This is a genomic window from Corynebacterium sp. MSK074 (assembly GCF_030229735.1).
Lineage (GTDB): Bacteria > Actinomycetota > Actinomycetes > Mycobacteriales > Mycobacteriaceae > Corynebacterium.
This window is the reverse complement of the sequence record NZ_JASPIX010000018.1, coordinates 1-25,692: the sequence shown is the minus strand read 5'-3', so window position 1 is coordinate 25,692 and position 25,692 is coordinate 1. Positions and strand designations below refer to the sequence as shown.

Below are 25,692 nucleotides of genomic sequence, written 5' to 3'. Positions count from 1 at the left end.
ACGTGCTCTCAAAGAAAATGCTCCCCACTAGTTGTTGGCAACTGATTTCTCAGTCCAACTAATGGGGAGCAGTTCATGTGTGGGGGCGGTTTTCGCTTTGTGGGGAGCCGGTCGTTCCGCCGACCCGCCGCCCGGAAGTGCATCGTCAAGCAGCATTTTCTTAGGTCCGCACTTATTTATAGCCGGGGATGAGTCTTGTGCGGGTGTGGGACTAGGAGTCTTGTAAATAGGAAATATCTATAGGAAAATAGTTTAACAAATCTGTTGCAACGTGGCTTAGGTAACGCTAACCTAACTTGAAAGTTGCCTTCGGGTCTACCGGAAAATCCGATGAAAAGAGCTGAAAGGCAACCTCAGGAAACCGACTTTAAGGAAAAGGGATGTCAGTAAAAAGGGGCGCGCGGTCATTTATCGCTGCCGCTATCTGTGCCGGATTGGTTCTGTCAGGCTGCTCGTCGAAGGATTCAACCGATGAAGCGGCAACAACCTCCGAAGTTGCAGAGGACGTGACCATTGAGCACGCCCGCGGTACGGATACGTATCCGGTCAATCCGCAAAATGTGGTTGCAGTGGGGACGGCCGTTGATAACCTGCTGGAACTTGGAATTAAACCAGCAGCTGTTGTGCAGCATAGAATAGACAAGAATTCGCCTTGGCGTGAAGAGAAGCTCGATGGCGTCAAGGTAATCGATCAGACAGATTTCAAAACTCTGCCACAAGAACAAATCGCGGCAATCGAACCCGACTTCATCGTTGGTGACTACTGGACAATTTCTGAGGCTAATTACAAGGAATTGTCTGCAATCGCACCGACTCTCGGCGGAATCTCCGATAAGGGAGAGGGCATCGGCTGGGAATCTCAGCTAGAAGCATTGGGCAAGATCTTCAATAAGGAATCCGAAGCGAAGAAAGCCATTGAAGAGGATCAAAAGCGTTTCTCCGACGTGAAGGAAAAACTGCCTAACCTCTCCGGTAAGACCGGCATTGTTTCCCAATTTGCCCAGGGATCCTTTGGTGCCGTTGCTGACCCCGAGGATCCAGGTGCCTCCTTCATCTACGATCTGGGCATGAAGTTCCCGGACAAGCTGACGGACGGATCCGTTCCAGTTGATAAGGGCCGCGTCACGCTTTCTCCGGAAAACGTGTCCTACCTGGCCGCTGACTTTATGGTTATTTATAACCGCGACGGCTCAATCGAAGAATTTGAAAACATTCCGGGATACAAAGATCTTCCGCAGGTGAAATCCGATGCGACTCTTGCCGGTGATTCAGCCATCGTTGCCGGACTCAACAACCCGACGAGCTTGAGTCGAGCTTGGGTGCTGGATAAGACGATGCCGACGCTGGAAAAAGTTGGAAAGTAGTCAAGGTCCGCACAACTCCGATGCCTGCTAGGTGGGGCTTACTCCACTGCGGCAGGTAGTCGCCAACGCCTTCCGATTTATCGGAAGGCGTTCTCTTCAATGGACTGTATCCAAGGTAGTGGTGCGTCCGTTCTTGCCCTTCCGAAACCGAAAACCTGGCCTCACGCTTCCCGCATATTCGTCCATCGGTGCAGCACGATGACTGCATTAAAGGTATGTAGGTGAGCTGGAAAATGCTTGGCGCTGGGAGAGGCGTTCAAAGCACCAGCAAAAAATTAATAAGAAAATAGGCCATCGAACAAAGTGAATTAAAAGCCATCTAGACCGAGAGGGGAATGGTCTCAAATATGCCAAGGAACAGCCGGAGCAGGGAAATTTATCCAATTTCTTACCGGGAATTATATGTGGAAAACATCGAAGATATATCGCCAGCCATGCGGCGTATTACGCTTAGCGGGGAACAGCTCCAGGAGCATGAACGCGATGGTATTTCCGTTCCTTCATTGTTAAGCCATGGTTTTGATGACGATGTTCGGCTCATCTTCCCAGATCCGGAAACTGGAGAGCGGCCGCACCCAATCGCCCAAAACGATGGTAACCTCTTGTGGCCAGAAGCCGTTAAGAATCTATTCCGCACATACACGGTTCGCTACTTTGACGCTGTAAACGGGCGATTAGCAATTGATTTTGCGCGCCATGGTGAGGGCTTGGCCGAAAACTGGTCACAGAGTGTCCGCATCGGGGACCCCATTTTTGTGGCAGGCCCGAAGTCGTGTGCACAGTTACCCACGCACACCGATTGGCTTTTGTTGGCAGGAGACGAGACTGCGCTCCCAGCCATCGGCCGCTGCCTGGAATCGCTCCCGTCTGGGCATGATGCGATTGCGGTGGTAGAGGTTCCGACAAGCGCTGATATTCAAGACTTAGATATTCCGGATTCAGTACAGATCCACTGGGCGATACGTGACCAGGGCGAGGGCTTCGTAGAAAAGGCTAGTGCGCTCTTTGAAGAGAGCGCTGATTCACAGTTGCCTAATGGCGAAGCATACGTGTGGGCGGCGGGGGAGGCCTCCCGGCTGAAAACACTGCGACGTTTGTTCAAGGTTTCTGGAATTGCCCCTGAGCATCAGGAGATTACAGGATACTGGCGGCGCACTAGCCGGAAAGGCGGCAAAGAAAGCGCAACGAGCAGTAGCAATAGTGTCTTGCACAATATCCACGATTTGGCTGAGCTGAATTCAGCCTTTGCGCTCCGCACTGCCGTACGTTTAGGCCTATTCCAAGAGATCGATGCGGGTGCCAATACTGTTCCTGCCCTCGCTGCTGCAACAGATCTTCACGAGGAGGCGTTGCGGAGGTTTATCCGTTACCTGGCGGCTCTTGAACTTGTCGAAGTTAGCGAAACCACCCTCGCCTTGACCGCAATGGGAACGGAACTGGCGGACCCAGATTCAAATGTGGTGCGTTGGCTAAGCGGGCCCGCGCATCTTGAGGCGATGGCGCTGATGCGCCTTGAACACAGCCTTCGTACCGGTGAGTCGGCACCGCAAGGCGAAAGGGGTTTGCCATGGTCAGAATATGTGAGCCGTGACCCACAACTCGCCGCCGAGCGCTTTGAGCAAAAGAATGTGAGCGCTGGGTGGACTGCTCCATCCGCTGCACAGGCGCTGCAGCAGCACTTGGATGACACCGCTCGTGTTCTCATCATTGGCCAGGGAGGTGCAGTATATGCGGATGAAATTCTCCGGCGATGTGAGCAGGCCCAGAGCCGGATTATTACCGATGCGCCCTCGGAAGCAGTACTAGGGGAAATCGCAGGAGTTTCTCGTGAACGATGTGAAACGAGTGGCGACGGAAGCGGCTTCAACCCTACCGAGGCGGACTATGCGTGGGCAACTGATGTAATTTTCATTGATCCCTGGAGCGTCTTTGGTGGCAATGAGGTGGCTGCCCAATTAGGCCGGGCAACTCACGGGGATGCGTTCCGTCGGGCCTATATCCTTTCTGAGGTTCTCGAGGAAACCGGCGGCGATGAGCATTCCTATGAAGAGGACATGGTGAGGCTTTCGATGTTCGGCACCAAGGTGCCGACTCAGGACGATGTCAGCGCTGCTACCGCTGATAGCGGCACTTTAATTTCTTCAGCCACGGCTGTTGGCTGGGGCAAACACCTTTTCGTCCTGGAAGCAGAAGCGAATTCCTAAAGAAGAACCTCGGTAGGCCAAAATCCCCAAGCTTAACCTTTCATTTGCGGACCACGGTCCCGCGCGGGAGCCGGGTGGCTGTGGTTGCCATAAGCGTGGTGGACACGGTGAAGTAAGCGAACGTTGTTCAGCCGACTCCGTGGGCGAGAGCCTTTTCGACCGCGACGTTGTGTTGGCGCGGCGGCGGAATGCCCAAAACAACCGCGTTTGTCCACTTTTCGGCTCGATTTTTGGCGAAACGCGGTTGTTTTGAACAACCCGAGGCTCAGCCGTATCTCTCACTGAAGGGAGGGACACCGAAATCACAAAAGAGCCTTCCGGTTTTCCAATTCCGGTTCCCCGTGCACGCACCTTAACTTTCTGGAACGCTAGGATAGGAGAAAATAGATCTAGTTAAGGAGTACAAAGCAATGGCTAAAGAAACTGCACGCGCCCTTGGCCACGAAGTAGACGTGGACCGCGAGAAGTTTACCTACCTGGCATCCACTGATGCCGAGGGCAACAAGATTGAATCCGGCAAGGCTGCGGCAGCGGGAGCTGGGGCCGCAGGAGCTGCAGCTGCTGGAACTGCTGCTGCCGACGCCGCCGTAACGGCGAACACAGATGAGCAGAATGATGCCGCGACCCAGAGCGATTACGAGCCAAAGAACCACGTCGTTACCGGCGCTGAGGAAGAGCACGTCGGCACTGCGGCGGAGCAGCCCGATCTGCAAGAACAGTTGGACGAGGATAACGCGGACTATGAGCCCTTACAGCATGTGGTGGGCGAGGCCGAGCAAGAGCACATCGGCACCGCGCCGGAGCAGCCGGAAGAGAATGCGGAAGATGATGAGCGCGATGACTTTGATGACCTGAAGGACAAGGTCACCGAGGCCGGCAATGTCGTCGAAGAAGCCATCAACCGCGCGAAGGACTTTGTAGAAGACAAGGCCCAGGAGTACCAGGAAGGATCTGGTAAGAAGGGCGGTTTCTTTGACCGCGTGAAAGACGTTGTGCGCGAGGCTCGCGATAATCTCGATGAGAAGCGCAAGTAGTTAACTACGCGTAGGCCGCTGCTTTTCCCGTAGGGGGAGAGGCAGCGGCCTTTGTGCTGTCGTGCTAGTCCAGCGCGTGCAGGTAGAACCGGCGGATGAGCAGGCGACGGGGGATATCGACAAGCGGGCGCAAGAAGGGCAGGAAGGGCTCGGAGGCGGCATCGATAAGCAGCAGCGTCCGCCCATCGCGCAATCGTATCGGCCCGATTGGGGTTCCTGAAACCCTTCCTGTTGTGGCGGATCTGAATGCTATCAAGGGTGACGAGTTCTACATTGGAGGGGAAAATTGGGCCGCAAATACGTGATTAGCCGTCAGGAATTGGAAGCTGCGGTAGATCAGAGCGTTGTAGGGATTTATGTCCCTGCTGAGTAGTGCTGGTTTTGGTCTAGGTAGTGACGTCCGATGACAGTGGTAGCAATGCATATATGAATGCTTTTCGCGTGCCTCCATCAAACGATGAACTTTTCCGGCGCCGAGGGGTTGAAGAAACAAGGGGATGCGTACGTGCACCACGCCACTGTCACTTCGGTGTCTTATGGCGCTCATAACGTGGCTATATCGTCGGTATTGGCGAGACAAGTAATCAATCCTAGACAGCAAACCCTTATTAATCTAAGGTAAAGCTATGCTAAAATATTTCACGAAAGTGCGTGTAGTTCTTGCGTTCGTATCCGCCTTAGCTGTAGGGGCAGGCCTTGTTGCGTGTTCTTCTGATTCTTCTTCTGAAGGAAACGGAGAAAAGAAGATCGAGCGAGTTGTGGCGCTTGATTGGCGCTACGAGGAAATTCTCAAGGCCCTCGATGTGGACCCAGTGGGAATCGTGGAAATCGGTAAGTCGGAGGCACCGACTACTTTGAAGGGCCAGTTAGGTCAGGCGACCTCCGTGGGCCAAGCCAAGCAGCCGAACTTGGAGGTTATCCAGTCTTTGGAACCAGATCTGATTTTGGCTAGCCCTACCCGTCAAGCTGATATCATGCCGCAGCTGGAAGAGATTGCGCAGACGGAATCCTACCCAGATGAAACTTACTCGGACGTGCTGGACTCGATGGATGAGATCGCGGCCAAACTCGGCAAAGAGGAAAAGGCTAAAGATGTCCGTCAGCGCATCGAGGACAAGATTGCTCAGACCAAGGACACGGTAAAGCCGGGGAGTCGTGCGGTCGTGGCTGGGTGGTCCAGTGAGATGCTCTATACCTGGGTCAACCCTTCCTTCCCCCAGTCGCTACTAAGTGAGGTGGGCTATGACTATGCCTTCGAAGGTGAGAAGTCATCCATCGAATCTAAGACTGATGTAGCGGAACTGACCGGCGATAAGCTCCCTGGTATGAAGGCTGACCTAGTCTTTATGTACAAGGACGTCGATGCGTTTAAAAAGACGCCCTATGCCAAGGGTAGCGGCGACATCGTAGAGGTGGACCAAGATATCTGGTCGCGCGCCCGCGGGCCGCTTTCCGCCGAGCATATGCTCGATGACATCATCGCCGCTGAAGAGTAGTGGCACCTCGAACTAAAACCAGCGCCTGCCTGGTCCTTGCAACCGCTGCCGTCGCCTTCGTGTGGTGGTGGCGGCTTCGCCATGTTCAGGTGCCAGCTGATACCCCGTGGCTGGAAGAAGAGCTGCATAGCGTGGCCTTTGACCGTCTCCTTGCTACCACGGTCGTCGGTATCGCATTAGGGGTAGGCGGGTTATTGCTGCGGACGGCAACTGCGAATCCGCTAGCCGATCCGTCCATCACTGGTGTGAACTCCGGTGCGGCACTCGGCGCAGTCGCAACAGCAATGTTTATAGGAAGCGAAACCTCGAGTGTTGACCAGTTGCCCGGTGCGCTGTTGGGTGCGGGGATTGCTGTGGGGGTGACGGTGGGCGTCGGTAAGAGCGGTGCGATCCAGCGCATGGTACTCGTTGGCGTTGCTGTTTCCGCGCTGTGTAGCGCATTGACCTCCATTTTCTTGGTAGTAGATGAAGCTCAACTGGCTACGGTGATGTCATGGCTTTCTGGTCGGCTTGCCGGTGTGCGCCTAAGCGGTATCATGCCGGCGCTGATTGCCGTGCTGGTCGTGGTTCCCTTGACCTTAGTCGGTGCAAAAACGCTGGACTTGCTCGTAGCAGGCGATGCCGTGGCTGGTGCTGTCGGCGCGAAGCCGGAGCGCATTCGGTTGGCAGCCATTGTGGCGGCGGTAGTGCTTATTGCTCCGGCCGTAGCTGCAACTGGGCCGATTGGCTTCTTGGGGTTGATGGCCGCGGCCGTAGCGTGGCGGGTGTGCGGCCCGCACCACCGCATGGGGCTGTGCGTGGCTGGATTTGTTGGAGCAGCGGTGCTTCTGGTGGCCGATTCGGTTGGCCAGGCAATCTGGGCGCCGGCCGAGACCCCAGTGGGCATCGTGACTTCTTTGGCTGGCATGCCATTAGTGTTGTGGTCCGTCCATGCGCTGGGGAGGAGGAAGCATGCGGCATAAGAGATTTGTTGGGGTGCTAGTAGGACTCATCCTGGCGTTGGCGTTGAGCGCAATAATCGGCATGGGCGTCGGTGCGGTGATGAAACCGCCGGGCGAAGTGCTCACCGCCTTCGTTACCGGAGAGCCGCTCATCTGGAAGTACCGTGCCCCGCGGATCTTGGTGGGAATCTGCGCAGGTATTGCCATGGCCGTATCTGGCTGTCTATTGCAGTCCGCGCTACGCAATCCTCTGGCCGCACCAGATACGGTGGGTATTACCTCCGGCGGCGGACTCGCGGCCGTTGCGGTACTCATGGGAGCAGGCACCCTGCCGGCCCACCTGCTGACTTTCATCGCCTTTATTGGCGCGTTGGCGGGAACTGGGTTGGTTCTTCTCCTCGCCGGACGCGGGGCAAGTGACCCAGTGCGACTGCCGCTTACCGGGGTGGCGGTATCTTTTGGGCTGGGCGCCATCACCGAATTGCTCCTAGTGCGGGCCGCCCCAGAGGCAGGAGCGGCCATGACATGGCTGAAAGGTTCGCTTTACGCCCGCTCGCTTGGCGATGCCACCATTGTCGCCCCCTTTATCCTTCTCGCCCTAACCGTCGCAATGGTGGTGGCAAGACACCTGGATATGCTCGTGCTGGATGATTCGACCATGGCCGGCATCGGCGTGAGCACCAAGATGTGGCGCCTAATAGCAGTAGCCCTAGCCGTCCTCCTCGGTGCCGCGGGAGTCGCCGCGGCCGGGGTCTTGGGCTTCGCCGGACTCATCGTCCCCCATGCTGCTCGCTTGGTTGTTGGCGCGAACCTGCGCCGGCAAATACCCGTGGCGGCCCTAGGCGGCGCGGTCCTTGTGACCGCATGCGATACGCTCGGTCGCTGGGCCTTCGCCCCCACGGAAATCCCCGTTGGCGCGCTCATCGCGCTGATCGGTGCACCGTATTTCATTTTCCTATTGACTCGACTGACCCGAGTGCGAAACGGAGGCTAGACATGACACTGACGTGCAGCGGATTAACCGTGGGCTACGGTGGACCCGATGTGGTCAAGGACGTAAATCTTCATTTATCCAGAGGTCAAGTAACCGCTCTGATCGGGCCGAATGGCTGCGGCAAATCGACGCTTCTCAAGACATTGGGCCGCCAACTTACGCCCAGCGCAGGCGCGGTGCACCTCGCGGACCAAAATATCAGCAAGTATTCCTCGCGTGCCTTTGCCCGTGAAGTTTCTTTTCTGCCACAACATCCCGTGGCTCCGGAAGGGGTATTAGTGCGTGACGTCATCGGTTACGGCCGATATCCCTATACAGGGGCGCTAGCGACGATGCGGGCCGGAGATCATGCAGCGGTTGAGCGTGCTGCCTCGCGTGCTGGGGTGAGCGCGCTTCTCGACGCCCCCGCGGCAGATCTTTCCGGTGGTCAGCGCCAGCGCGTCTTCCTCGCTATGACTTTGGCCCAAGAAACGCCAATTACCTTGCTTGACGAGCCGACTACTTACCTCGACCCCGCGCACCAATTGTCCATTTTGGATCTGATTCGAGATCTCAATGGCGCCGGGGTCACAGTGGTCATGGTGGTCCACGATATGGTCCATGCCGCGCGTTACGCCGATAGAATCGTAGCCATGCGTGAGGGACGCATTGTGGCCGAAGGGGCCACCGAGGAGGTGATGACTGCTGAACTCGTACGCGAAACCTTCCATGTTGAGTGTTTAGAGATGACTGATCCCTCCACCGGTCGACGCTTTCCCATACCCATTTCTGTGCACGCTCCTGAATTTTCTGGAACCCTAGAAGGAAGAAGATAAATCTATTTAAAGGAGTACGTAGCAATGGCAAACGAACTAGGCCACGAAGTTGACCTGGATCGCAACGAATACAAGTACCTGGCATCTGAGGACACTGTGTCTTCGGCAGCTAACTCTGGCACCTCCGCTCGGTCCGGCGCGGCTGCAGCAGGTGCAGGGGTTGCAGCGGCAGGCGCCGCGGGCACAGCCGGCCTATCTACCGCCAGCAAGTACGAGCCGCAGAATCACGTCGTTGCTGGCGCCGACGAAGAGCATGTAGGCTCTGCCTCCGAGCAGCCGGACCTGCAGGAGAAGCTGGATGAGAACAACGCTGACTATGCGCCGAGCCAGCACATCGTAGGCGGCGCGCAGGAAGAGCACATTGGTTCCGCCCCGCAGCAACCGGACCTGCAGGAGAAGCTGGATGAGGATAACTCGGACTACGCTCCAAGCCAGCACATCGTAGGCGAAGCACACGAGGAGCGTGTTGCTACTGCGCCGAACCAGGACAACGTTAACGGTCAGCAGTCCTCTGAGCGTCTGGATCAGCTAAAGGGCAAGGCATCCGAGGCCGGTAGCGCCGTCGGCGATGCTTTCCAGCGCGCTAAGGGCTTCGTGGAGGACAAGGCACACGAGTACCAAGAGGAGTCCACGAAGAAGGGCGGCTTCTTTGACCGTGTCAAGGGCGCTGTCCGTGATGCTCGCGAGTCCATCGAGGACAAGCGCAAGAACTAACCAGCGCTGAGACTAAGCCGCTTTCCCGAGGTCGGGGAGGCGGCTTTTGTCGTGTATGCAATCCTGCTAATCGTCCAAGGCGCGAAGGTAGAGTCGGCTGATAAGCAGGCGCCTTGGCACGTCCACGAGTGGGCGCAGGAAGGGGAGGAAGGGCTCGGAGGCGGCGTCGATAAGCAGCAGGGTGCGACCGTCGCGCAGGCGCTCAAGGGTAAAGGTTTCTACGCCGCGCTCGAGGTGTCCGGGAAGGGTGCCGTAGGTGAACCCGCAGCGGCCGTCTTCGTGGAAGACATCGACTACGCGACAGCGAAAATCCCATGGGCCGAGGCCCATGGTGACCTCCGCGCCGAGCTCTACCACCTCATGGGTGGGGCGCACGCGGAAAAGGCCGCTGCGTTGGATTGACCAGCGGAATAGCCGGTGTGCGGCGGTATCAAAATCAGAGTCGATGACTCGTGACATGTGCAGCTGCGGGAAGCCAGAGGTATCGGAATAAGACAGCGGTGTGACCATGTGGCCAATGATAGGGGAGGGGTGATCACCCCCGAATTCTGGAAGAAATATAACGGCTTGGACACAGTCACAGCAGTTTGCTGTTTCCACAATTTTTTCGTGCCAGTATCGAGCTTGCACGATGTTGACAACTGAAAGTAGGTACCTTGATGCTTCGCATACCGCACCTCAAGAAAGTCCTGGTGGGCTCGGCTTTCGCTGGTGCGTTTTTCCTGGGTTCCCCGGCCGCAGGCGCCCAGGAATTGCCCCAACCGGATTTCGACTCCGCAGGGATTATTAACCAGGTCCGAGATGGCCTGGCGGGGGTTGGTATCCAAACCCCGCAGGTGGATAAGAACGTCACCGACGCCGTAGATTCCTCTGTGCACAACGCGCAGCAAGCCGTGCAGCATACGGCCCAGCAGGCGCAGTACGCGGAGCCAATGACCAACCCGAATCCCATCGGCCTAGCGGAGCAGGCTACCCAGCCGGAATTTAAACCTAAGGGCACCAATCCGAACTACAAGTGGAAAAATGATGGATTTTCCAAGGTAGCTGCGGGCAAGCCACAGGCTGACTACGTATTGCACCGCGTTCCGGGCTCTATGTTTGATGCCCCACGCATTCCCGAAGAATCTGTTGCGGCCATGAATGAGGGCGAGTCGCTCTACGGCCCAGGCACCCCGCTCTATGTCAATAAGGAATCGATGTGCACCTTGACCGTGGCGGGCAATGATAATGCTGGCCGCAAGGTGGGTCTGACCGCCGCGCACTGCGGCAATGTGGGAGATCCTGTTACCTCCGCCGATTCGGAGCAGATCGGCCCGACGGGCACCGTAGTGTCTAAGAACGAGGACCTGGATTACGCCGTCATTGAGTTCGGCTCTAAGGCCAAGGTATCCCGTTCGTATAATGGCGTGACCGTCAATGAGTTGGGTGGTGGCGTTAAGCCGGGGCAGCAGGTGTGCAAGCAGGGTGTCGCTACCGGCAAGACCTGCGGCATGACCTATCAGCAGGCAAAGAAGATTCAGGTTAACCAGGTGTGTGCCATGATGGGCGATTCCGGCGCTCCATTGTTGGTCAATGGCCGCCTAGTTGGCTCGATTACCGGTGGTTTCCTGCCGGTGAATTTCCCGTGCCGTACCCCATTGCAGGGGCCGGTCCATAACCCAACCGCCGCAACCACCATGGATGCAGTCCTGGAGGATATGAATCGCCGTGGCGGCGTAGGCGCTGGTTTTACATTGCCTGAGGACTAGCCTCGCCGAGCCTTTCGCCCGCTTTCCCAGCCTGGGGAGCGGGCTTTGTGTATCTCTGGCCAGTGCTGATAATCACAGTCAATCGGATCTTGTGTGTATTGCTTGCGGGGACTAAGGTTAGCCTTATCTAGAAGCTACTTAGGTGTGGCTAACATCACCGGCGTGAGCCGGACCGAGAGAACCGAGGTGACCGCGCGATGTTGCAGCTGTCCTTATTGTCCCGCACCCGCACCCAGCAGACCTGCGAAAGGTCTGAATGTATGCGTGCCGATCAAGCCCCAGTGGACGCATTGGTAGAACTACCTGAATGCTGCCTGCGGCATGCGATTGAGTCGCAGCCGGCGTTGGCGCTGCGTATGCGTGAACTGGGATTCCGGCCAGGGGTGCGCGTGCAGATCGGGCGTAAGGTGGCCGGTGGGGCGCGCTTGGTTACTATCGGCAGTGCTCGGTATGCGGTAGATGCGCATACGCTGCGCCAGCTCGAAGTTATCCCGGTGTCAGCATAATGGCACGCAAAACCGCAGCGCCAAGCTGTCATTCCGCATCCTCCATGCGTATCGCCGCGGAGGGAACGCCTGTCCTAGCCTTGGTCGGGGCTCCAAATTCCGGCAAATCTACCTTGTTCAACGCGTTGACCGGAGCGAAGGTCCAGACCGGCAACTGGCCGGGTACCTCCGTAGAAGTCAGCCGTGGTTTGTGGAATGCGCGGCCAGAGGCCTTCGACATCATCGATCTGCCCGGTGCTTATTCCTTGGAACCAATGAGTCCGGACGAGGAATTCACCCGAGATATGCTCGTTGAGTGCCCACCGTGTGAGCGCCCAGATGTGGTTGTGGTGTTGGTGGATGCCACTGCGCCGGCGCGAGGGCTTAACCTCGCATTCCAAATTGCGGAATACCCGTATCGAGTGGTGGTGGGGGTGACTAAAGAGGACGTCGCCAAGCAGCAGGGCATAAGCATCGATACCTCCGCGCTATCGCGCGCCGTGGGCATGCCGGTGGTCAGCGTCAATGGACGCCGCCGAGAAAATCTAGATGCGCTGGAGGGCGCCGTTGCAAAAGCAATGCAGACGGAGCCACAGACTATCCGGCCCAACGCCGATGTGGACCAGCGCTTCGCGGATCTGGATGCGGCCGAGAAAGTTGCAGTCAGCCATGAAAATGTGGGGGAGCCACTTAGCCAGCGCGTAGACCGCTTGGTATTGCACCCAGTGCTCGGACCGATTCTATTCCTGGTGGTGATGTGGGCCGTCTTCTTTATCACCACTACGGTCGCAGGGCCGCTGCAGGACGGATTGGAGGCGTTCATTACTGGCCCTGTATCCGATGCAGCGCGCAGCATCCTCCCAGACCATTGGCTGGTAACGGGCCTGCTGGTAGATGGGCTCATCGGTGGTGTGGGCATGGTGCTCACCTTTGCGCCGCTCCTCGCGCTGATGTTTCTGTGCTTGGCGGTGCTAGAGGACTCCGGTTACATGGCGCGCGCGGCGGTGGTCACTGACCGCGTGATGCGCGCCATCGGCCTGCCCGGCAAGGCCTTTATCCCCATTGTGGTGGGCTATGGCTGTAATGTCCCGGCGATTTCGGCTACGCGAGTGCTTGGCGACGTCCGCCATCGCATCCTCACCTGCCTGCTTATCCCCTTCACCTCATGTTCGGCCCGGCTCATCGTATTCATGATGCTGGCGCAGGTGTTTTTCCCAGCTCATGCTGGTTCCGCAGTTTTCGCCATGTACGTGCTGTCTATCGCACTGGTGGTGTTGGTAGGCCTCGCCTTGCGTCGTACGGTATGGCGCGCCATGCCATCCGAAGCCCTGGTTATCGATCTTCCGGCCTATCAGCTGCCTACGTTTAAACTCACCGTGTCGGTCATGTGGGTAAGACTCAAAGGATTTTTGCACACCGCCGGAGGCATCATTGTGGCTACGGTCGTGGTCATCTGGTTGTTGATGTCTATTCCGGTCACTGGTGGGCACTCCTTCAACGAAGAGGCGGTACCGCCGCAAGATTCCGCCTACGGTGCGGTGTCTAAAGCGATGTCCCCGGTCTTTGCACCTGCTGGGTTTGATTCTTGGTCCCTCACCGGGCCGCTTGTCACCGGGTTCGTGGCGAAGGAGACGCTCATTTCCACTTGGGCTCAGACGTATGCGGTAGAAGACGTCACTGACGATGCACCAGAGGAGCAAGCAGAATCTCCGTTGGCTAGCCATATTCGCGCCGACTTCGATGCGGCCTCTGGTGGGCACGGGCTGGCTGCGGTGTGGGCGTATATGGTCTTCCTTCTGGCCTATACCCCTTGCGTGGCCACGGTGGCCGCACAGCGGCGAGAAATAGGTTGGAAGTGGACCCTCATCGGGTTTGCGCTGCAGCTAGCAACCGCCTGGCTCCTTGCGGTAGGAGTATTTCAAATCCTCAAGGTCTTCCTATGAGCCCCACGGAGAAGGTCAAGGAGGCCATCACACAGGGAAAATCCAATCCTGCCGACATTGCACAGGCGGCGGGGTTGGGGCAGGGGACCGTGGAGGTAATCTTGGCCTACCTCGAGCGCAGCGAGGAGCTAGTGAGAGAATCGCTGACCTCGTGCCCTAGCGGTGGCTGCGGAAATTGCGCGCAGGCGGGTGGTTGTTCGGGTGCGGTTGCCGAGCGCCGCGGCCCAGTTCTGCTCCAGCTGCGGAGAAATCCCTAGCCCTGCAGTGCGGCAAGGGCGTGCTTGTGGAGCAGGCCGTTGGAGGCGACGCCGGATCCACCGTGCGGGCCGGGGTTTCCGTCCAGGTCCGTGAAAGTACCGCCGGCCTCGGTCACGATGAGGGAAGGCGCGGCGAGGTCCCACAAGGACACCTCGGGTTCGGCGGCGATGTCTACCGCGCCTTCGGCCACGAGGCAGTAGGACCAGAAATCACCATAGCCGCGCAGGCGCCAGGTCTTGTCCGTGAGCGCGAGGAACTGATCGCGCAGGCCGCGTTCGGCCCATCCGGTAAGCGAGCTCATGGCCAGCGAAGAATCGGCGAGCTTTTCCACGTGGGATACGCTCAAGCGCTTCGGCTCGCCGCCGAAAACGCGGAAGGCACCAGCGCCCTTGGCTGCGTACCACCGGCGGCGCAGGGCGGGTGCGGAAACCACCGAGACTACCGGTTCGCCATCTTCCAAAAGGGAGATGAGCGTGGCCCATACGGGGACGCCACGCACGAAGTTCTTGGTGCCGTCGATGGGATCGATGACCCACTGGCGGCCCTTATAGCAGGCCTCGCCGCCGTATTCCTCACCCAGCACTTCATCGCGCGGGCGGGAGCGCTTGAGGGACTCGCGGATATGCTTCTCACAGGTGAGATCCGCATCCGATACGGGAGACATATCTGGCTTTTCCTTGACGGAAAGGTCTGAGGCCTCGAAACGATGCATGGTCACTACATCGGCATGGCCCGCCAGCTCGAGCGCGAGGCCCAAGTCTTCTTTGAACTTACCCACGGAGCCAATCCTCCATCTGATCCACTACCTGTTTATTGCCGGCCAGGCACCATTCGACACCGCCGGCTTCTACCTTGCGGGCAGCACCGCCGGCTGCCTCCACGAGGGCTTTGCCGGGGAACCAATCCCAATCCGCCACCGAATGCTGCATCCATGCGCCCCATGTGCCATCGGCCACGGAGGACAGGTCAACAGAACCGGCACCGAGCATACGGACTGTAGCAAAGTTTTCCGCCACGCGCTGCCATGCCCCGCGGATATCCGCATCCACCAGCGAGGTTGGGTGCAGATACGTGGATAGTGAAATCTGTTCGGCCGGCTTCTCCTGCAAGCGAGCTACCTCCTTGCCGTCGAGGGAAGTGGGGTAGTCCCGGCCGCCGAACCAGGTATAGCCCATTGCGGGGCGGTGGACGGCGCCGAGGGTGATCCCGGTGGCGTCGGTAAGCGCGAGGGCAGAGCACCAATAATCGGAGCCGGAAGAGAAGTTGTAGGTGCCATCGACCGGGTCGATGACCCAGGTGCGGCCGGACTGGGACTCGCGGGCCGCACCCTCTTCGCCGAGGATGCCGTCTTCCGGGCGCACGGCCTCGAGCACGCCCGCAACGAAGCGCTCGGCCGCCCTGTCCGCATCCGTAACAACGTCCGAGATAGAAGTCTTGTGCTCTACGTCGACGCCCATCTCGCGCAGGCGCCAGGCTAGGCGGCCGGCGTTATAGACAAGGGCCTGCGCTAGGTGCGCATCCCCGTCATCCGCGTGCGCGACAATGAAGGTCTTGATGACCGCGTCGATCATCTCCTGCAAGCTCGGCTTTTGATCCATGCCCACCATTGTCACCCTAAACGCGGCCGATGGCTAATTATGCAGTCCGGGTGGGTAGGATAGGGGCCTATGCGTCCCGAAGTAACAGCACGGCTCAAGCAATTGGAAACCACCCTGACCACCATTGAGAAGGTTATGGACCCGGAGGCTTTGGCTGCCCGCATTCGGGAACTAGAGGCCCAGGCCGGCGACCCGTCCTTGTGGGACGACCCCGCCCACGCGCAACAGGTCACCTCCGAGCTTTCCGCAGCGCAGGCTAAGGTCCGCAAGCTGGAATCGCTGCGCGGGCGCTTAGAGGACATGCCCGTGATGTACGAACTCGCGGAAGAAGAGGGCGATACCTCCTTGGCAGATGATGAGCTCGATTCCCTGGAGTCGGCCATCGAATCGCTGGAGGTCACCACCATGCTTTCTGGTGAATATGACCCGCGTGAGGCGGTTATCAATATCCGCTCCGGCGCCGGCGGTGTGGACGCGGCCGACTGGGCCGAAATGCTCATGCGCATGTACACGCGCTGGGCAGAAAAGCACGGCCACAAGGTTGACGTCTATGACATCTCCTATGCAGAGGAGGCCGGCATCAAGTCCGCGACCTTTGTCGTCCACGGTGAATACATGTACGGCCAGCTCTCCGTGGAGCAGGGAGCGCACCGCCTGGTGCGCATCTCGCCTTTTGATAATCAAGGGCGGCGCCAGACCTCCTTTGCAGAGGTAGAAGTCCTGCCGGTGGTGGAACAAACTGATCACATTGATATCCCGGATAACGATGTGCGCGTCGATGTTTATCGCTCTTCTGGCCCTGGAGGACAGTCCGTCAATACCACCGACTCGGCGGTGCGCCTGACCCACATTCCCACCGGCATTGTGGTGACCTGCCAGAATGAAAAGTCGCAGATTCAAAATAAGGCCTCGGCCATGCGCGTGCTGCAGGCAAAGCTACTGGAGCGCAAGCGCCAAGAGGAACAAGCCGAGCTCGATGCGTTGGGCGCCGGTGGCAACGCCTCTTGGGGCAACCAGATGCGCTCCTACGTGCTGCACCCGTATCAGATGGTCAAAGACTTACGCACCAATTTTGAGGTGGGCGATCCCTCCAAGGTGCTCGATGGCGATATCGATGGCTTTCTTGAATCCGGTATCCGCTGGCGCATGCAGCAACAGGAAGACCAGGATTAGGTCCATACTGATCGGGCTGAATTGAACGCGAAAAGGCCGAACTGAGGGGAGAAAATCCTCAGTTCGGCCTGATCTATATGGACCTAACCCACGTAGTCCATCGGCGCGCCCGGTCCCAGCGGGATGCCGATGAGATACCAGATGACGAAGAAGATGAACCAGCCCACCAACATGCACAGCGAGTAGGGCAGCGCCAGCGACATCAAAGTACCCACGCCTGCTGGCTTGTAATAGCGCTGCAGGAAGGTCAACGCCAAGGCGAAGTAGGGCGACATTGGGGTGATGATATTCGTCGGAGAGTCACCGATACGGAAGAGCATCTGGGAAACCTCAGGCGAGACGCCCACATACATCATCATCGGCACGATGACCGGGGCCATCAGCGCCCACTGGGCGGAACCGGAGGTGATGAAGAGGTTAAGCAGTGCGACCATGGCCACCAGTGCCGCAAACATGACTAGCGGCGGCAAAGACCAGTGTTGGAGCAGCTCGGAGCCCTTAATCGCAGTCCACACGCCCAAGTTCGACCACTCGAACCAGGCCAGGAACTGTGCCACCGCGAAGAAGAGGACCAGCATGGGAACGAGGGTCTCGATGCCCTTGGCCATAAACTCCGGCACATCAGCAGCTGACCTCACGGTGCCTGCCGCCAGGCCGTAGACAATGCCGCATACCAAGAAAGCCAGGGCAATCGGCACCGCGATGGCGCTAATCAGAGGCGATTCCATGAAGCTATCCCCTTGGCTCGCCAGCGGGGAGCCGGGAATAAATAGCAAGGCAAAGAAGGCGGCAAGGAAGAGCACGAGCGCGATGCCGGAAGCAATCAGACCGCGCTGCTCGTTGGGCTTGATGCGCATTGCCTCTTCATCATCGGTGAAGTCGTACTCCTCATCCTCTTCTGTGTCCGCGGTGGCCCCACCGGCGGCCTTGGAAAAAGACACCTCTTCATAATTAATGTGGTCGTGGTCCACGAGCTCGCGGGCCTTTTTGACCATGAGGAATTCCGTGACCGCGGTAATGATGAGCGAGAGCACCACTGCGGATGGGATGACAAAGAAGATATTGGCCAGCGGGCTGACCTCATATTCTGGGTCCACAAACTGTGCGGCCGGGGTAGAAATTCCCGCCAGCAGGAGATCGGTGATATTCAGAATCAGCGAGGCATTGAAGCCGGCAGACGATGCTGCGAAGGCCACCATCGCGCCCACGATGGGGGAGCGGCCTACGGCGTGGAAGGCCATTGCACCCAGTGGGATCAGGATGACGTAGATGGCGTCAGAGGCCACGGAGCCGGTCACGCCGGCCAGCGCCACAACGAAGGTCAGCATTTTCGCACTAACCTTGGTCACCATCGCGCGCACCAACGCGGAAAGCAGGCCAGACTGCTCCGCCACGGCCACGCCGAGCATCACGGCAAGGATGACGCCGAGCGGTGGGAAGCTGGTGAAGTTCTCCACTGCATCAGTAACCATGCGCGAGATATTCTCGGTGGTCAGCAGGGATTCTACTTCGATGGTGTCGCCGGTCTTGGGGTCCTCGGCCGTCATGCCGACGAGGTGTCCTAGCCAAGAGGTCACAGCGACGATGGCGGCGAGGATGACGAAGAGCCAGAATGGATCCGGTAGCTTATTGCCAATCTTTTCTACAGTGCCTAGGAAGCCGCTTGCAGAACGTGGTTTTTCTTTAGTTTCGGTTTCGGCCATTGTATCGGCACTTTCTGTCGATTGGGTCGGAACAAATTAGTGTCTTAGACCACATTACTTAAATACAGTTCACAGCGTGGTGTCAACTTTAATTGCTACAGTGATTCGCGTGATTAGATTCGACAACGTGACTAAGGCTTACTCCGCCGAGTCTCGTCCAGCGCTCGACGGGGTGTCCTTCGAGATTGCGGATGGCGAATTCGCCTTCCTTATTGGTCCGTCCGGCTCCGGTAAGTCCACCTTCTTGGAGCTCATGGTGCGCTATAGCAACGTGACCAAGGGCGATATTTATTTCGATGATTTCCACGTCAATGAGCTTTCGGGCAAGCAGATCAACGCGCTGCGCCAGTCCATTGGTTATGTGTTCCAGGACTTTCGCCTGCTTCCCAAGCTGACGGTGTACCAAAACGTGGCCTTTGCGCTGGAGGTTATTGGCAAGAGCAAGTACCGCATCTCCACCTCGGTCCCGCAGGTTTTGGACCTGGTGGGACTAGAGGATCGCCGCGATGCGTATCCCCACGAGCTTTCCGGTGGCGAGCAGCAGCGCGTGGCCATTGCGCGCGCGGTGGTCAATCGGCCGAAGCTTTTGCTTGCCGACGAACCCACGGGCAACCTCGATCCCTCCACCGCCGACGAGATCATGGACTTACTGCTGGGCATCAACCGCCGTGGCACCACCGTGGTCATGTCCACCCATAATGCCCGCGCCGTTAATAGGGCACGCAAGCGTGTCCTGGAGCTGCGCAATGGAGTCCTTGTGCGCGATGAGCACGAGGCGATGTACGAGGGGGAAGCATGAAGCTAGGTTTTATTTTCCGCGAGGCCACCAAGGGTCTTGGCCGCAACCTGACCATGACCATCGCCATGATCATCACCACCGCTATTGCCGTAGGCCTCGTTGTCGCCGGCATCATGGTGACCAACCTGACCAAGGACACGAAGGAGATCTATCTCGACCGCGTCGAGGTCATGGTCCAGCTCAATGAGGACATTTCCGCCGGTGACCCGGATTGCGCAGCTCCTGCCTGCGCGGATCTCAAGAAGCAGCTCGACGCGGATGATTCCGTCGAGTCCGTGGAGTACCGCAACCGCGCGGAATCCTATGAGCGGTTCAAGGAGCTTTTCCAAGACACCGATCCCATCATGGTGGAACAAACCTCGCCCGACGCACTGCCGGCGGCGTTCCACGTGCGCCTGAAGGATCCAGAAGACGCTTCTGCGATCGATGCGATTAGGGATAATCCGGCGGTAGAGGACGTCGTCGACCAGCAGCAAGAAGTGCGTGATGCCGCAAGCAACCTGGACTCTATCCGCAATGCCACCTTTGTGCTGGCCATCGTGATGTCCGTGGCGGCCATCTTCTTGGTGGCTAATATGGTGCAGATCGCCGCGTTCCACCGCACCCGTGAAACGGAAATCATGCGCATGGTGGGCGCGAGCCGGTGGATGACGCAAGCGCCGTTCGTACTGGAAGCAGTGCTGGCCTCGCTCATCGGCGTGGTCTTGGGTGGTGCCGGAATCTTCCTGGGCAAATCCCAAGTGGTGGACCCATCCCTGCAAGGCCTGTATGAATCCCAGCTGCTTGCCCCCATGAAATCCGGCGACCTCTGGATTGCCCTGCCTCTCGTGGGCTTGCTGGCGTTGGTGGTCACCGCCGTCACGGCACATATCACCCTGCGGTCCTATGTGCGCAAATAGCCCGTTTGCTGGGGCAGCCAAAAGGGCACTACACTGCCATAATTATGGCTAAGAAGGGCAAGAAGAATAAGAAGGCGGCGTCCGGCGAAGCAACGCTCGCTACCAACCGCCGGGCCCGGCATGACTACAAGATCCTCGAGGAATACGAGTGTGGCATCGTCCTACTCGGCACCGAGATCAAATCCCTGCGGGAAGGAAAAATCTCGCTCAATGATGCCTTCGCCACCATCGACGATGGCGAGGTGTACCTGCGCAACCTACACATCCCGGAATACTCCATGGGCTCGTGGACGAACCATAGCCCGCGGCGCACCCGCAAGCTTTTGCTGCACCGCCGCGAGATCGACAAGCTCTACGGGCAGGTGCGCAACGGCAATAAGACCTTGGTCCCGCTCAAGGTCTACCTCAAGAATGGCTACGCGAAGCTTTCGCTCGCGCTGGCCCAAGGTAAGCAGGACTACGACAAGCGAGAGGATATTAAGCGTCGCGACCAAGACCGCGAAATTTCCCGCGAGCTCGGCCGCCGCGTGAAGGGGATCAATGTTTAAGACAGCGAAGGTTCATGACGTAGTCAAGGGCGAGGACACCATCCATGGCACTGGGGTTCTGGTGGATCGGATGTGGCCTCGGGGCGTCGCCAAGAGCGACTTGGACTACGAGGAGTGGTTCAAGGACGTCGCGCCGAGCCCCGAACTGCGCACGTGGTGGAACCACGACGAGGATCGCTTCGACGAGTTTGCCCGCCGCTACAAGGCCGAGCTCGATGACAATGACTCCGACGAGCTCGCCCAGCTGCGTGCGCTTGCCGACGCCACCCTCCTCTTCGCCGCCACCAACCGCACGGTCAACCACGCGGTCGTCCTCAAGGAGTGGTTAGAGGAGCACTTGAGGAAATAAAAGCGGGTGGGGTAGTGTTGAACGAACCGTAGGGAAGATGCACTATCCCGTCCCTACAGCATGGGGTTGATTTGGTTTCGACTTCGTGCACTGCGCCAGGGGAAGCGTGCCGGTGCAGGCTAACGACCACCGTATAAGCGTCGTAGCAACCAATAAACGCAGAGAAGAACTCTCAGCGTGACTACGCCCTCGCTGCCTAATTACAGCGACGCGTGTCTGTCAGCCTAGGTTTCGTTCCTGACCTAGATCCTGGCATCGACTAAGGAACTAGCCGGCTGGCCGGGTCATCAGGACCAGTCGGGACTCTTACTGGTGACTGGGCTCATCATCCGGACGTGTTCGCCCGATCCGGAGGGCCGAGCAGAGATTCTGTGCGGACTGCGCACGGAGAAGCCCTGGCAAGGTGACGAAGGACCCGGGTTCAATTCCCGGCAGCTCCACCGATAGGCCCCCGAGAAATCGGGGGCCTTTTCTCGTTTTTCCCTTTCTTACAACTCCCTCTCGCCACCCGGTGGGGGTAAGGTTACCCTAAGCCTTGAACTGTAAGGGCGACCTAAGTTAGGTTAGGCTGGTATTTGTTTCCCGTCCATAAGGAATTCATCGTGAAGAATATTCATCGCTCTCTTGTTTCTGCGGTTATCGCCGCTTCTTTGGCAGTGACTGCCTGCAGTCCCGCGGAAGATGGAGCAGTGGGGGAGGAGAAGGGGGCGTCGGCAAGCGCGCTCACGCTGCAGGACAATAACGGGGAACAGGAACTTCATCCTCCGTATGAGCGTGTAGCTGTAACTGATAACCGTGCCTTCGAGATTCTGTCAGATTGGGGTGTCAATATCGTGGCTGCTCCTCTCGACTTGGTGCCGGATACCCTTTCCAAAGGCATCAATGAGGACAGCGTCGAGGCCAACCTAGGCTCCCACCGCGAACCAGATTTGGAAGCGCTGGTGGCTGCGGACCCAGATATTGTGGTTAATGGTCAGCGCTTCAGCCAGTATCAAGATGACCTGGAATCCCTTGTTGATGGAACCCCGGTGGTGGACTTCACCCCACGGGACGGCGAGGATATGGCGAAAGAGCTAATCCGCCAGACAGAGGCGATGGGCAAAATTTTTGGACACGAGGATGACGCCAAAGCTCTGGTTGATGACTTCAATGCTGCCTTGGAACGCGCCAAGAAGGCCTATGATCCGGACAAAAAGATCATGGCAGTAAATACCTCTGGCGGGGAGATTAACTACATTGCCCCAGGTAAGGGACGCTTCTATGGGCCACTCTTCGATCTAATCGGTATGACCCCAGCGCTCAAGGTAGACAATGCCAGCGATGACCACGAGGGTGACGATATTTCGGTGGAAGCGATCGCCAAATCCAACCCGGACTATATCCTCGTCATGGATCGCGATGGCGCCATAGCCAATGATGAAGAAGGATATACCCCAGGTCAAAAGCTGGTAGAAGATTCCTCCGCGCTGAAGAACGTGACCGCGGTCAAGGAAGGCCGCATCGTTACCGCTCCGCAGGATACCTACACCAACGAAAACATCATTACCTACACGGAAACGTTGAACGCGATGGCGGACGCCTTCGAAAAGAATTAGCCAGCGCGCACGCCAAGGCCGGAGGGAGGGGCCCTCCGGCCTTTGTCTGTGAGAGGAGAACAATGGAAACTACCACGCGCCGTGCGCTGTGGGATTGGAAGCTTGGCCTTGGAGCGCTGAGTGTTTGTGCCCTGCTCGCTGCCTCCTTGTTATTGGGGCAGTACGACGTCTTCGGCGCCGAGGACGGTGCAGCCATGTTCGGCATCACTCGGCTTCCGCGAACCATAGCGCTCGTTCTCGCTGGTGCCGCAATGGCCATGAGCGGGCTGGTCATGCAATTGTTGACCCAGAATCGCTTTGTAGAACCTTCTACCACGGGAACCACTGAGTGGGCGGGCCTTGGCCTGCTCTTCGTCTTGTGGATCGCTCCGACCGCGTCAATTCTGGTCAAGATGATGGGAGCCGTAGCCTTTTCTTTCATCGGCACCATTGTGTTCTTCCTCTTTCTGCGCCGCGTGACCTTGCGGTCCTCGCTCATTGTGCCCATCGTCGGCATCATGGTGGGAGCTGTGATTTCTGCAGTCTCCAGCTTCTTTGCCCTGCAAGCCGATATGCTGCAGCAGCTGGGAATTTGGTTCATGGGCTCTTTTACCTCTGTGTACAAGGGGCAATATGAAGTTCTCTGGTTGGTGCTAGCGGTTTTGGCCGCCGTATTTATTTATGCCGACCGGCTCACCGTTGTTGGGCTTGGTGAAGATATCGCCACCAACATAGGGCTCAACTACAACCGCATGCTTTTGCTGGGCACGAGCTTGATTGCCGTGGCTACCGGCGTCGTCACTGTCGTCGTTGGCTCTTTGCCATTCTTGGGGCTCATCGTACCCAATGTGGTGTCGATGGTGCGTGGGGATGACCTGCGCTCCAACTTGCCGTGGGTCTGCCTTTTGGGCATAGGCATCGTGACCGTGTGCGACTTAGTAGGGCGCATCATTATCGCACCTTTTGAGATGCCAGTCTCGGTGATTCTTGGGGTACTCGGTGCGGTTGTCTTCATTGTGATGATCGTGAGGTCCACTCGTGCACGCTAAACTTTCGCGGAAAAGGTATTGGCTCACTCTAGCCTGCGTATGGGCTCTGGCCTTGGCTTTTGCCTTCGCCTGGTTGGCATACGACAATCCGATGCAGTTCGGATCGCGCAAATTCTGGCTCATTGCGCAGCGCCGCGCGGACGCGCTCATCGCTATGGCAATTGTGGCGGTGTGCCAGGCGATGGCTACGGTGGCTTTTCACACTGTTACGAATAACCGGATTCTTACCCCATCCATCATGGGCTTTGAGTCATTGTATGTAGCGATCAATACTGCGACCATCTTCTTCCTTGGAGCAGCAGGGCTTAACGACGCCCGCACACTCCCCACATTCCTATTCCAAATGGCGCTCATGGTGGGGCTGTCCTTGGTGCTGTACTCGTGGCTACTGACCAATAACACGCACAATATGCACGCCATGCTGCTGGTTGGCGTGGTCATCGGTGGTGGCCTGGGATCCCTATCTACGTTTATGCAGCGAATTCTTACGCCGAGCGAATTTGATGTGCTCACCGCGCGCCTATTCGGCTCCATCAACAATGCGGAATCAGACTACTATCCCATCGTCATTCCCATCGTTGCGATCGTGGCAACGCTCTTGCTACTCAATGCGCGTACCTTGAATGCGATATCCCTGGGCAACGATGTCAGTACGAATTTGGGAGTAAACCACAAAGGCCATGCAATCTATACCTTGATTTTGGTGTCCCTCTTGATGGCCACGACAACAGCCTTGGTAGGACCTATGACCTTCCTGGGATTTTTGGTTGCCACGTTGGCCTATCAGTTCACCGATACCTATGACCAGCGCTTCATTTTCCCGATGGCCATTGGTCTGGCTTTCTTATTGCTCACCGCCGCCTATTTCCTCATGCGGCACGTGTTCGCCGCCCAAGGCGTGGTGTCCATCATCATTGAGCTCGTGGGCGGCTGTGCATTTCTCTTTATCATCTTGCGAAAGGGGCGACTGTGATCGAAGTAAAGAACGTATCCAAACGCTACTCTGGGGAAGTGGCTATTGGTCCGCTCAACCTGCGGATCCCGAAAGGCGGAATTACCGCCTTGATTGGCCCCAATGGAGCTGGCAAATCCACCATGCTCACCATGATTGGCCGTCTATTGGACATGGACGAGGGCACGATCGAAGTCGCCGGACAGGACGTCCAATCCACGAAATCCGCGGAGTTAGCAAAAGTGGTGTCCATTCTGCGGCAAGAAAATCACTTCGTCACCAAGCTGACTGTGCGGCAATTGATTGGCTTTGGCCGCTTTCCCTACACCAAAGGTCGACTAACGCCGCATGACGAGGAAGTAATTTCCACATACATAGCTTTCTTCCACCTAGAAGAATTGCAGCACCGGTATCTTGATGAGCTTTCAGGAGGCCAACGTCAGCGTGCGTATGTAGCGATGGTCCTGTGCCAAGAGACGGAATACGTCCTATTAGACGAGCCGCTCAACAATCTGGATATTGCTCATTCTGTAGAGATGATGCGACATCTCAAAGACGCTGCGCAATCTCTTGGGCGGACCATTGTTGTGGTGCTGCATGACATAAACTTCGCAGCCCGGTATGCCGACTACATCTGTGCGTGCAAAGAAAGCCGCATCGTTGAATTTGGATCAGTGGATGACATCATTCGCGATGACATTTTGACGTCCATCTTCAACACCCCGGTCCGAGTCATCGATGGTCCAGACGGAAAGATTGCTTGCTATCACTAGAAGAACCTGGGTTGTCCTGCGGGTTTGTGTTGTGTGGTTGTGGTGGACTACATTAATCCGAGTCGCCGCGAGGTAGCCGGGAGGTTACTTCTTTGCGAATTTTGTACGGGCTTGGTTCAAGGATTTGACAGGGTTCAATGATTTGAGTAAGTTTGTACGAGCCGCCAACGAGAGGTTAACGGGAAGTTAATTTTTTTGTGGTGTGCGGATGATGTTTGAGAACTCAATAGTGTGCCAATGTACTTTTTATTTTTTGTGTGCATGGTTGTGTGTTGATTG

General features: G+C 57.4%; 26 protein-coding genes and 1 other RNA gene. 22 read left to right on the top strand and 5 right to left on the bottom strand.

Annotation, left to right across the window (positions count from 1 at the left end; translation table 11 throughout):
* The first annotated feature begins 380 nt into the window (after positions 1-380).
* From QP965_RS11015 to QP965_RS11005, 3 genes are all read left to right on the top strand, one after another.
* On the top strand, positions 381-1,364 hold the full coding sequence (locus QP965_RS11015; RefSeq protein WP_049156174.1) for an ABC transporter substrate-binding protein: 984 nt from the start codon (positions 381-383) through the stop codon (positions 1,362-1,364).
* A gap of 404 nt (positions 1,365-1,768) precedes the next feature.
* On the top strand, positions 1,769-3,568 hold the full coding sequence (locus QP965_RS11010; protein WP_284788894.1) for a siderophore-interacting protein: 1,800 nt from the start codon (positions 1,769-1,771) through the stop codon (positions 3,566-3,568).
* 410 nt (positions 3,569-3,978) lie between these two features.
* On the top strand, positions 3,979-4,602 hold the full coding sequence (locus QP965_RS11005; RefSeq protein ID WP_284788895.1) for a kinesin: 624 nt from the start codon (positions 3,979-3,981) through the stop codon (positions 4,600-4,602).
* 64 nt (positions 4,603-4,666) lie between these two features.
* Here the strand turns inward: QP965_RS11005 and QP965_RS11000 are convergent, their stop codons facing one another.
* Entirely contained in the window at positions 4,667-4,795 is a 129-nt protein-coding gene (locus tag QP965_RS11000) for a hypothetical protein (protein ID WP_255632095.1), read from the bottom strand.
* A 433-nt stretch (positions 4,796-5,228) separates the two neighbouring features.
* Here QP965_RS11000 and QP965_RS10995 point away from each other — a divergent pair, with 433 nt between their 5' ends.
* From QP965_RS10995 to QP965_RS10975, 5 genes are read left to right on the top strand one after another with little or no spacing between them, the layout of a single operon-like run.
* The gene (locus tag QP965_RS10995; protein WP_284844923.1) at positions 5,229-6,098 is read left to right on the top strand and encodes an ABC transporter substrate-binding protein; all 870 of its coding nucleotides are present in this window, start codon (positions 5,229-5,231) and stop codon (positions 6,096-6,098) included.
* 29 nt (positions 6,099-6,127) lie between these two features.
* Positions 6,128-7,060: a FecCD family ABC transporter permease gene (locus QP965_RS10990; protein ID WP_370633398.1), complete on the top strand. Its 933-nt coding sequence runs from the start codon at positions 6,128-6,130 to the stop codon at positions 7,058-7,060.
* The gene (locus QP965_RS10985) at positions 7,050-8,033 is read left to right on the top strand and encodes a FecCD family ABC transporter permease (RefSeq protein ID WP_225745789.1); all 984 of its coding nucleotides are present in this window, start codon (positions 7,050-7,052) and stop codon (positions 8,031-8,033) included. Before QP965_RS10990 ends, QP965_RS10985 begins: the two co-directional genes overlap by 11 nt.
* Positions 8,034-8,035: 2 nt before the next feature.
* Positions 8,036-8,848, top strand: coding sequence for an ABC transporter ATP-binding protein (locus QP965_RS10980; RefSeq protein WP_284844922.1), 813 nt, complete (start codon positions 8,036-8,038; stop codon positions 8,846-8,848).
* A 24-nt stretch (positions 8,849-8,872) separates the two neighbouring features.
* Complete coding sequence (locus QP965_RS10975) at positions 8,873-9,562, top strand: kinesin (RefSeq protein ID WP_284844921.1); 690 nt, start codon at positions 8,873-8,875, stop codon at positions 9,560-9,562.
* A 66-nt stretch (positions 9,563-9,628) separates the two neighbouring features.
* On the opposite strand, the gene QP965_RS10970 is transcribed toward QP965_RS10975, so the two are convergent.
* Positions 9,629-10,072, bottom strand: a complete 444-nt coding sequence (locus QP965_RS10970) for a DUF1990 family protein (RefSeq protein ID WP_284844920.1) — start codon at positions 10,070-10,072, stop codon at positions 9,629-9,631.
* Positions 10,073-10,221: 149 nt separating this feature from the next.
* On the opposite strand from QP965_RS10970, the gene QP965_RS10965 reads away from it, so the two are divergent.
* From QP965_RS10965 to QP965_RS10950, 4 genes are all read left to right on the top strand, one after another.
* Positions 10,222-11,310: a S1 family peptidase gene (locus QP965_RS10965; protein WP_284844919.1), complete on the top strand. Its 1,089-nt coding sequence runs from the start codon at positions 10,222-10,224 to the stop codon at positions 11,308-11,310.
* A gap of 260 nt (positions 11,311-11,570) precedes the next feature.
* Positions 11,571-11,816 (top strand): FeoA domain-containing protein, encoded by a 246-nt coding sequence (locus QP965_RS10960; RefSeq protein ID WP_284767977.1) that lies wholly within the window; start codon positions 11,571-11,573, stop codon positions 11,814-11,816.
* Entirely contained in the window at positions 11,816-13,738 is a 1,923-nt protein-coding gene (gene feoB / locus QP965_RS10955) for a ferrous iron transport protein B (RefSeq protein ID WP_284844918.1), read from the top strand. Before QP965_RS10960 ends, feoB begins: the two co-directional genes overlap by 1 nt.
* Complete coding sequence (locus QP965_RS10950; protein WP_284844917.1) at positions 13,735-13,995, top strand: MarR family transcriptional regulator; 261 nt, start codon at positions 13,735-13,737, stop codon at positions 13,993-13,995. Before feoB ends, QP965_RS10950 begins: the two co-directional genes overlap by 4 nt.
* Here QP965_RS10950 and hisN read toward each other — a convergent pair.
* Together hisN and QP965_RS10940 are read right to left on the bottom strand one after the other, a co-directional pair.
* Positions 13,992-14,774: a histidinol-phosphatase gene (hisN, locus tag QP965_RS10945; protein ID WP_150850962.1), complete on the bottom strand. Its 783-nt coding sequence runs from the start codon at positions 14,772-14,774 to the stop codon at positions 13,992-13,994. The genes QP965_RS10950 and hisN overlap by 4 nt on opposite strands.
* Positions 14,767-15,603, bottom strand: a complete 837-nt coding sequence (locus QP965_RS10940) for an inositol monophosphatase family protein (RefSeq protein WP_284844916.1) — start codon at positions 15,601-15,603, stop codon at positions 14,767-14,769. Before QP965_RS10940 ends, hisN begins: the two co-directional genes overlap by 8 nt.
* 60 nt (positions 15,604-15,663) lie before the next feature.
* On the opposite strand from QP965_RS10940, the gene prfB reads away from it, so the two are divergent.
* Positions 15,664-16,767 carry a peptide chain release factor 2 gene (prfB, locus tag QP965_RS10935; RefSeq protein ID WP_239273500.1) on the top strand — a complete coding sequence of 368 codons (1,104 nt, stop codon included), beginning with the start codon at positions 15,664-15,666 and terminating at the stop codon, positions 16,765-16,767.
* A gap of 83 nt (positions 16,768-16,850) precedes the next feature.
* On the opposite strand, the gene QP965_RS10930 is transcribed toward prfB, so the two are convergent.
* Positions 16,851-18,470, bottom strand: a complete 1,620-nt coding sequence (locus QP965_RS10930; protein ID WP_284844915.1) for an AbgT family transporter — start codon at positions 18,468-18,470, stop codon at positions 16,851-16,853.
* Between the two features lie 109 nt (positions 18,471-18,579).
* On the opposite strand from QP965_RS10930, the gene ftsE reads away from it, so the two are divergent.
* The 9 genes from ftsE (at position 18,580) to QP965_RS10885 (ending at position 25,413) form a co-directional block, all read left to right on the top strand.
* Complete coding sequence (gene ftsE, locus QP965_RS10925; protein WP_150851432.1) at positions 18,580-19,269, top strand: cell division ATP-binding protein FtsE; 690 nt, start codon at positions 18,580-18,582, stop codon at positions 19,267-19,269.
* Positions 19,266-20,168 carry a permease-like cell division protein FtsX gene (ftsX, locus tag QP965_RS10920; RefSeq protein ID WP_284816093.1) on the top strand — a complete coding sequence of 301 codons (903 nt, stop codon included), beginning with the start codon at positions 19,266-19,268 and terminating at the stop codon, positions 20,166-20,168. The genes ftsE and ftsX overlap by 4 nt, the downstream gene beginning before the upstream one ends.
* A gap of 44 nt (positions 20,169-20,212) precedes the next feature.
* Positions 20,213-20,716 (top strand): SsrA-binding protein SmpB, encoded by a 504-nt coding sequence (gene smpB, locus QP965_RS10915; RefSeq protein ID WP_005322310.1) that lies wholly within the window; start codon positions 20,213-20,215, stop codon positions 20,714-20,716.
* Positions 20,709-21,065: a DUF488 domain-containing protein gene (locus QP965_RS10910; protein WP_284844914.1), complete on the top strand. Its 357-nt coding sequence runs from the start codon at positions 20,709-20,711 to the stop codon at positions 21,063-21,065. Before smpB ends, QP965_RS10910 begins: the two co-directional genes overlap by 8 nt.
* A 62-nt stretch (positions 21,066-21,127) precedes the next feature.
* Positions 21,128-21,508: a transfer-messenger RNA gene (gene ssrA, locus QP965_RS10905) on the top strand.
* A 156-nt stretch (positions 21,509-21,664) separates the two neighbouring features.
* Positions 21,665-22,660 (top strand): siderophore ABC transporter substrate-binding protein, encoded by a 996-nt coding sequence (locus QP965_RS10900; RefSeq protein WP_284844924.1) that lies wholly within the window; start codon positions 21,665-21,667, stop codon positions 22,658-22,660.
* Positions 22,661-22,722: 62 nt separating this feature from the next.
* Positions 22,723-23,688, top strand: a complete 966-nt coding sequence (locus QP965_RS10895) for an ABC transporter permease (protein WP_284844913.1) — start codon at positions 22,723-22,725, stop codon at positions 23,686-23,688.
* A complete protein-coding gene (locus QP965_RS10890; RefSeq protein ID WP_284844912.1) occupies positions 23,678-24,661 on the top strand; it encodes an iron chelate uptake ABC transporter family permease subunit in 984 nt (327 codons plus the stop codon). Before QP965_RS10895 ends, QP965_RS10890 begins: the two co-directional genes overlap by 11 nt.
* Positions 24,658-25,413, top strand: coding sequence for an iron ABC transporter ATP-binding protein (locus tag QP965_RS10885; RefSeq protein WP_284767993.1), 756 nt, complete (start codon positions 24,658-24,660; stop codon positions 25,411-25,413). The genes QP965_RS10890 and QP965_RS10885 overlap by 4 nt, the downstream gene beginning before the upstream one ends.
* Positions 25,414-25,692: the final 279 nt, after the last annotated feature.

Coding starts and splice junctions, on each gene's coding strand:
- QP965_RS10995 (WP_284844923.1), top strand. CDS start 5,229: ATGCTAAAATATTTCACGAAAGTGCGTGTAGTTCTTGCGTTCGTATCC.
- QP965_RS11015 (WP_049156174.1), top strand. CDS start 381: ATGTCAGTAAAAAGGGGCGCGCGGTCATTTATCGCTGCCGCTATCTGT.
- QP965_RS10965 (WP_284844919.1), top strand. CDS start 10,222: ATGCTTCGCATACCGCACCTCAAGAAAGTCCTGGTGGGCTCGGCTTTC.
- QP965_RS10980 (WP_284844922.1), top strand. CDS start 8,036: ATGACACTGACGTGCAGCGGATTAACCGTGGGCTACGGTGGACCCGAT.
- ftsX (WP_284816093.1), top strand. CDS start 19,266: ATGAAGCTAGGTTTTATTTTCCGCGAGGCCACCAAGGGTCTTGGCCGC.
- QP965_RS11005 (WP_284788895.1), top strand. CDS start 3,979: ATGGCTAAAGAAACTGCACGCGCCCTTGGCCACGAAGTAGACGTGGAC.
- QP965_RS10930 (WP_284844915.1), bottom strand. CDS start 18,470: ATGGCCGAAACCGAAACTAAAGAAAAACCACGTTCTGCAAGCGGCTTC.
- smpB (WP_005322310.1), top strand. CDS start 20,213: ATGGCTAAGAAGGGCAAGAAGAATAAGAAGGCGGCGTCCGGCGAAGCA.
- QP965_RS10975 (WP_284844921.1), top strand. CDS start 8,873: ATGGCAAACGAACTAGGCCACGAAGTTGACCTGGATCGCAACGAATAC.
- QP965_RS10940 (WP_284844916.1), bottom strand. CDS start 15,603: ATGGTGGGCATGGATCAAAAGCCGAGCTTGCAGGAGATGATCGACGCG.
- QP965_RS10970 (WP_284844920.1), bottom strand. CDS start 10,072: ATGGTCACACCGCTGTCTTATTCCGATACCTCTGGCTTCCCGCAGCTG.
- QP965_RS10910 (WP_284844914.1), top strand. CDS start 20,709: ATGTTTAAGACAGCGAAGGTTCATGACGTAGTCAAGGGCGAGGACACC.
- QP965_RS10985 (WP_225745789.1), top strand. CDS start 7,050: ATGCGGCATAAGAGATTTGTTGGGGTGCTAGTAGGACTCATCCTGGCG.
- feoB (WP_284844918.1), top strand. CDS start 11,816: ATGGCACGCAAAACCGCAGCGCCAAGCTGTCATTCCGCATCCTCCATG.
- QP965_RS10950 (WP_284844917.1), top strand. CDS start 13,735: ATGAGCCCCACGGAGAAGGTCAAGGAGGCCATCACACAGGGAAAATCC.
- QP965_RS10895 (WP_284844913.1), top strand. CDS start 22,723: ATGGAAACTACCACGCGCCGTGCGCTGTGGGATTGGAAGCTTGGCCTT.
- QP965_RS10960 (WP_284767977.1), top strand. CDS start 11,571: ATGCGTGCCGATCAAGCCCCAGTGGACGCATTGGTAGAACTACCTGAA.
- prfB (WP_239273500.1), top strand. CDS start 15,664: ATGCGTCCCGAAGTAACAGCACGGCTCAAGCAATTGGAAACCACCCTG.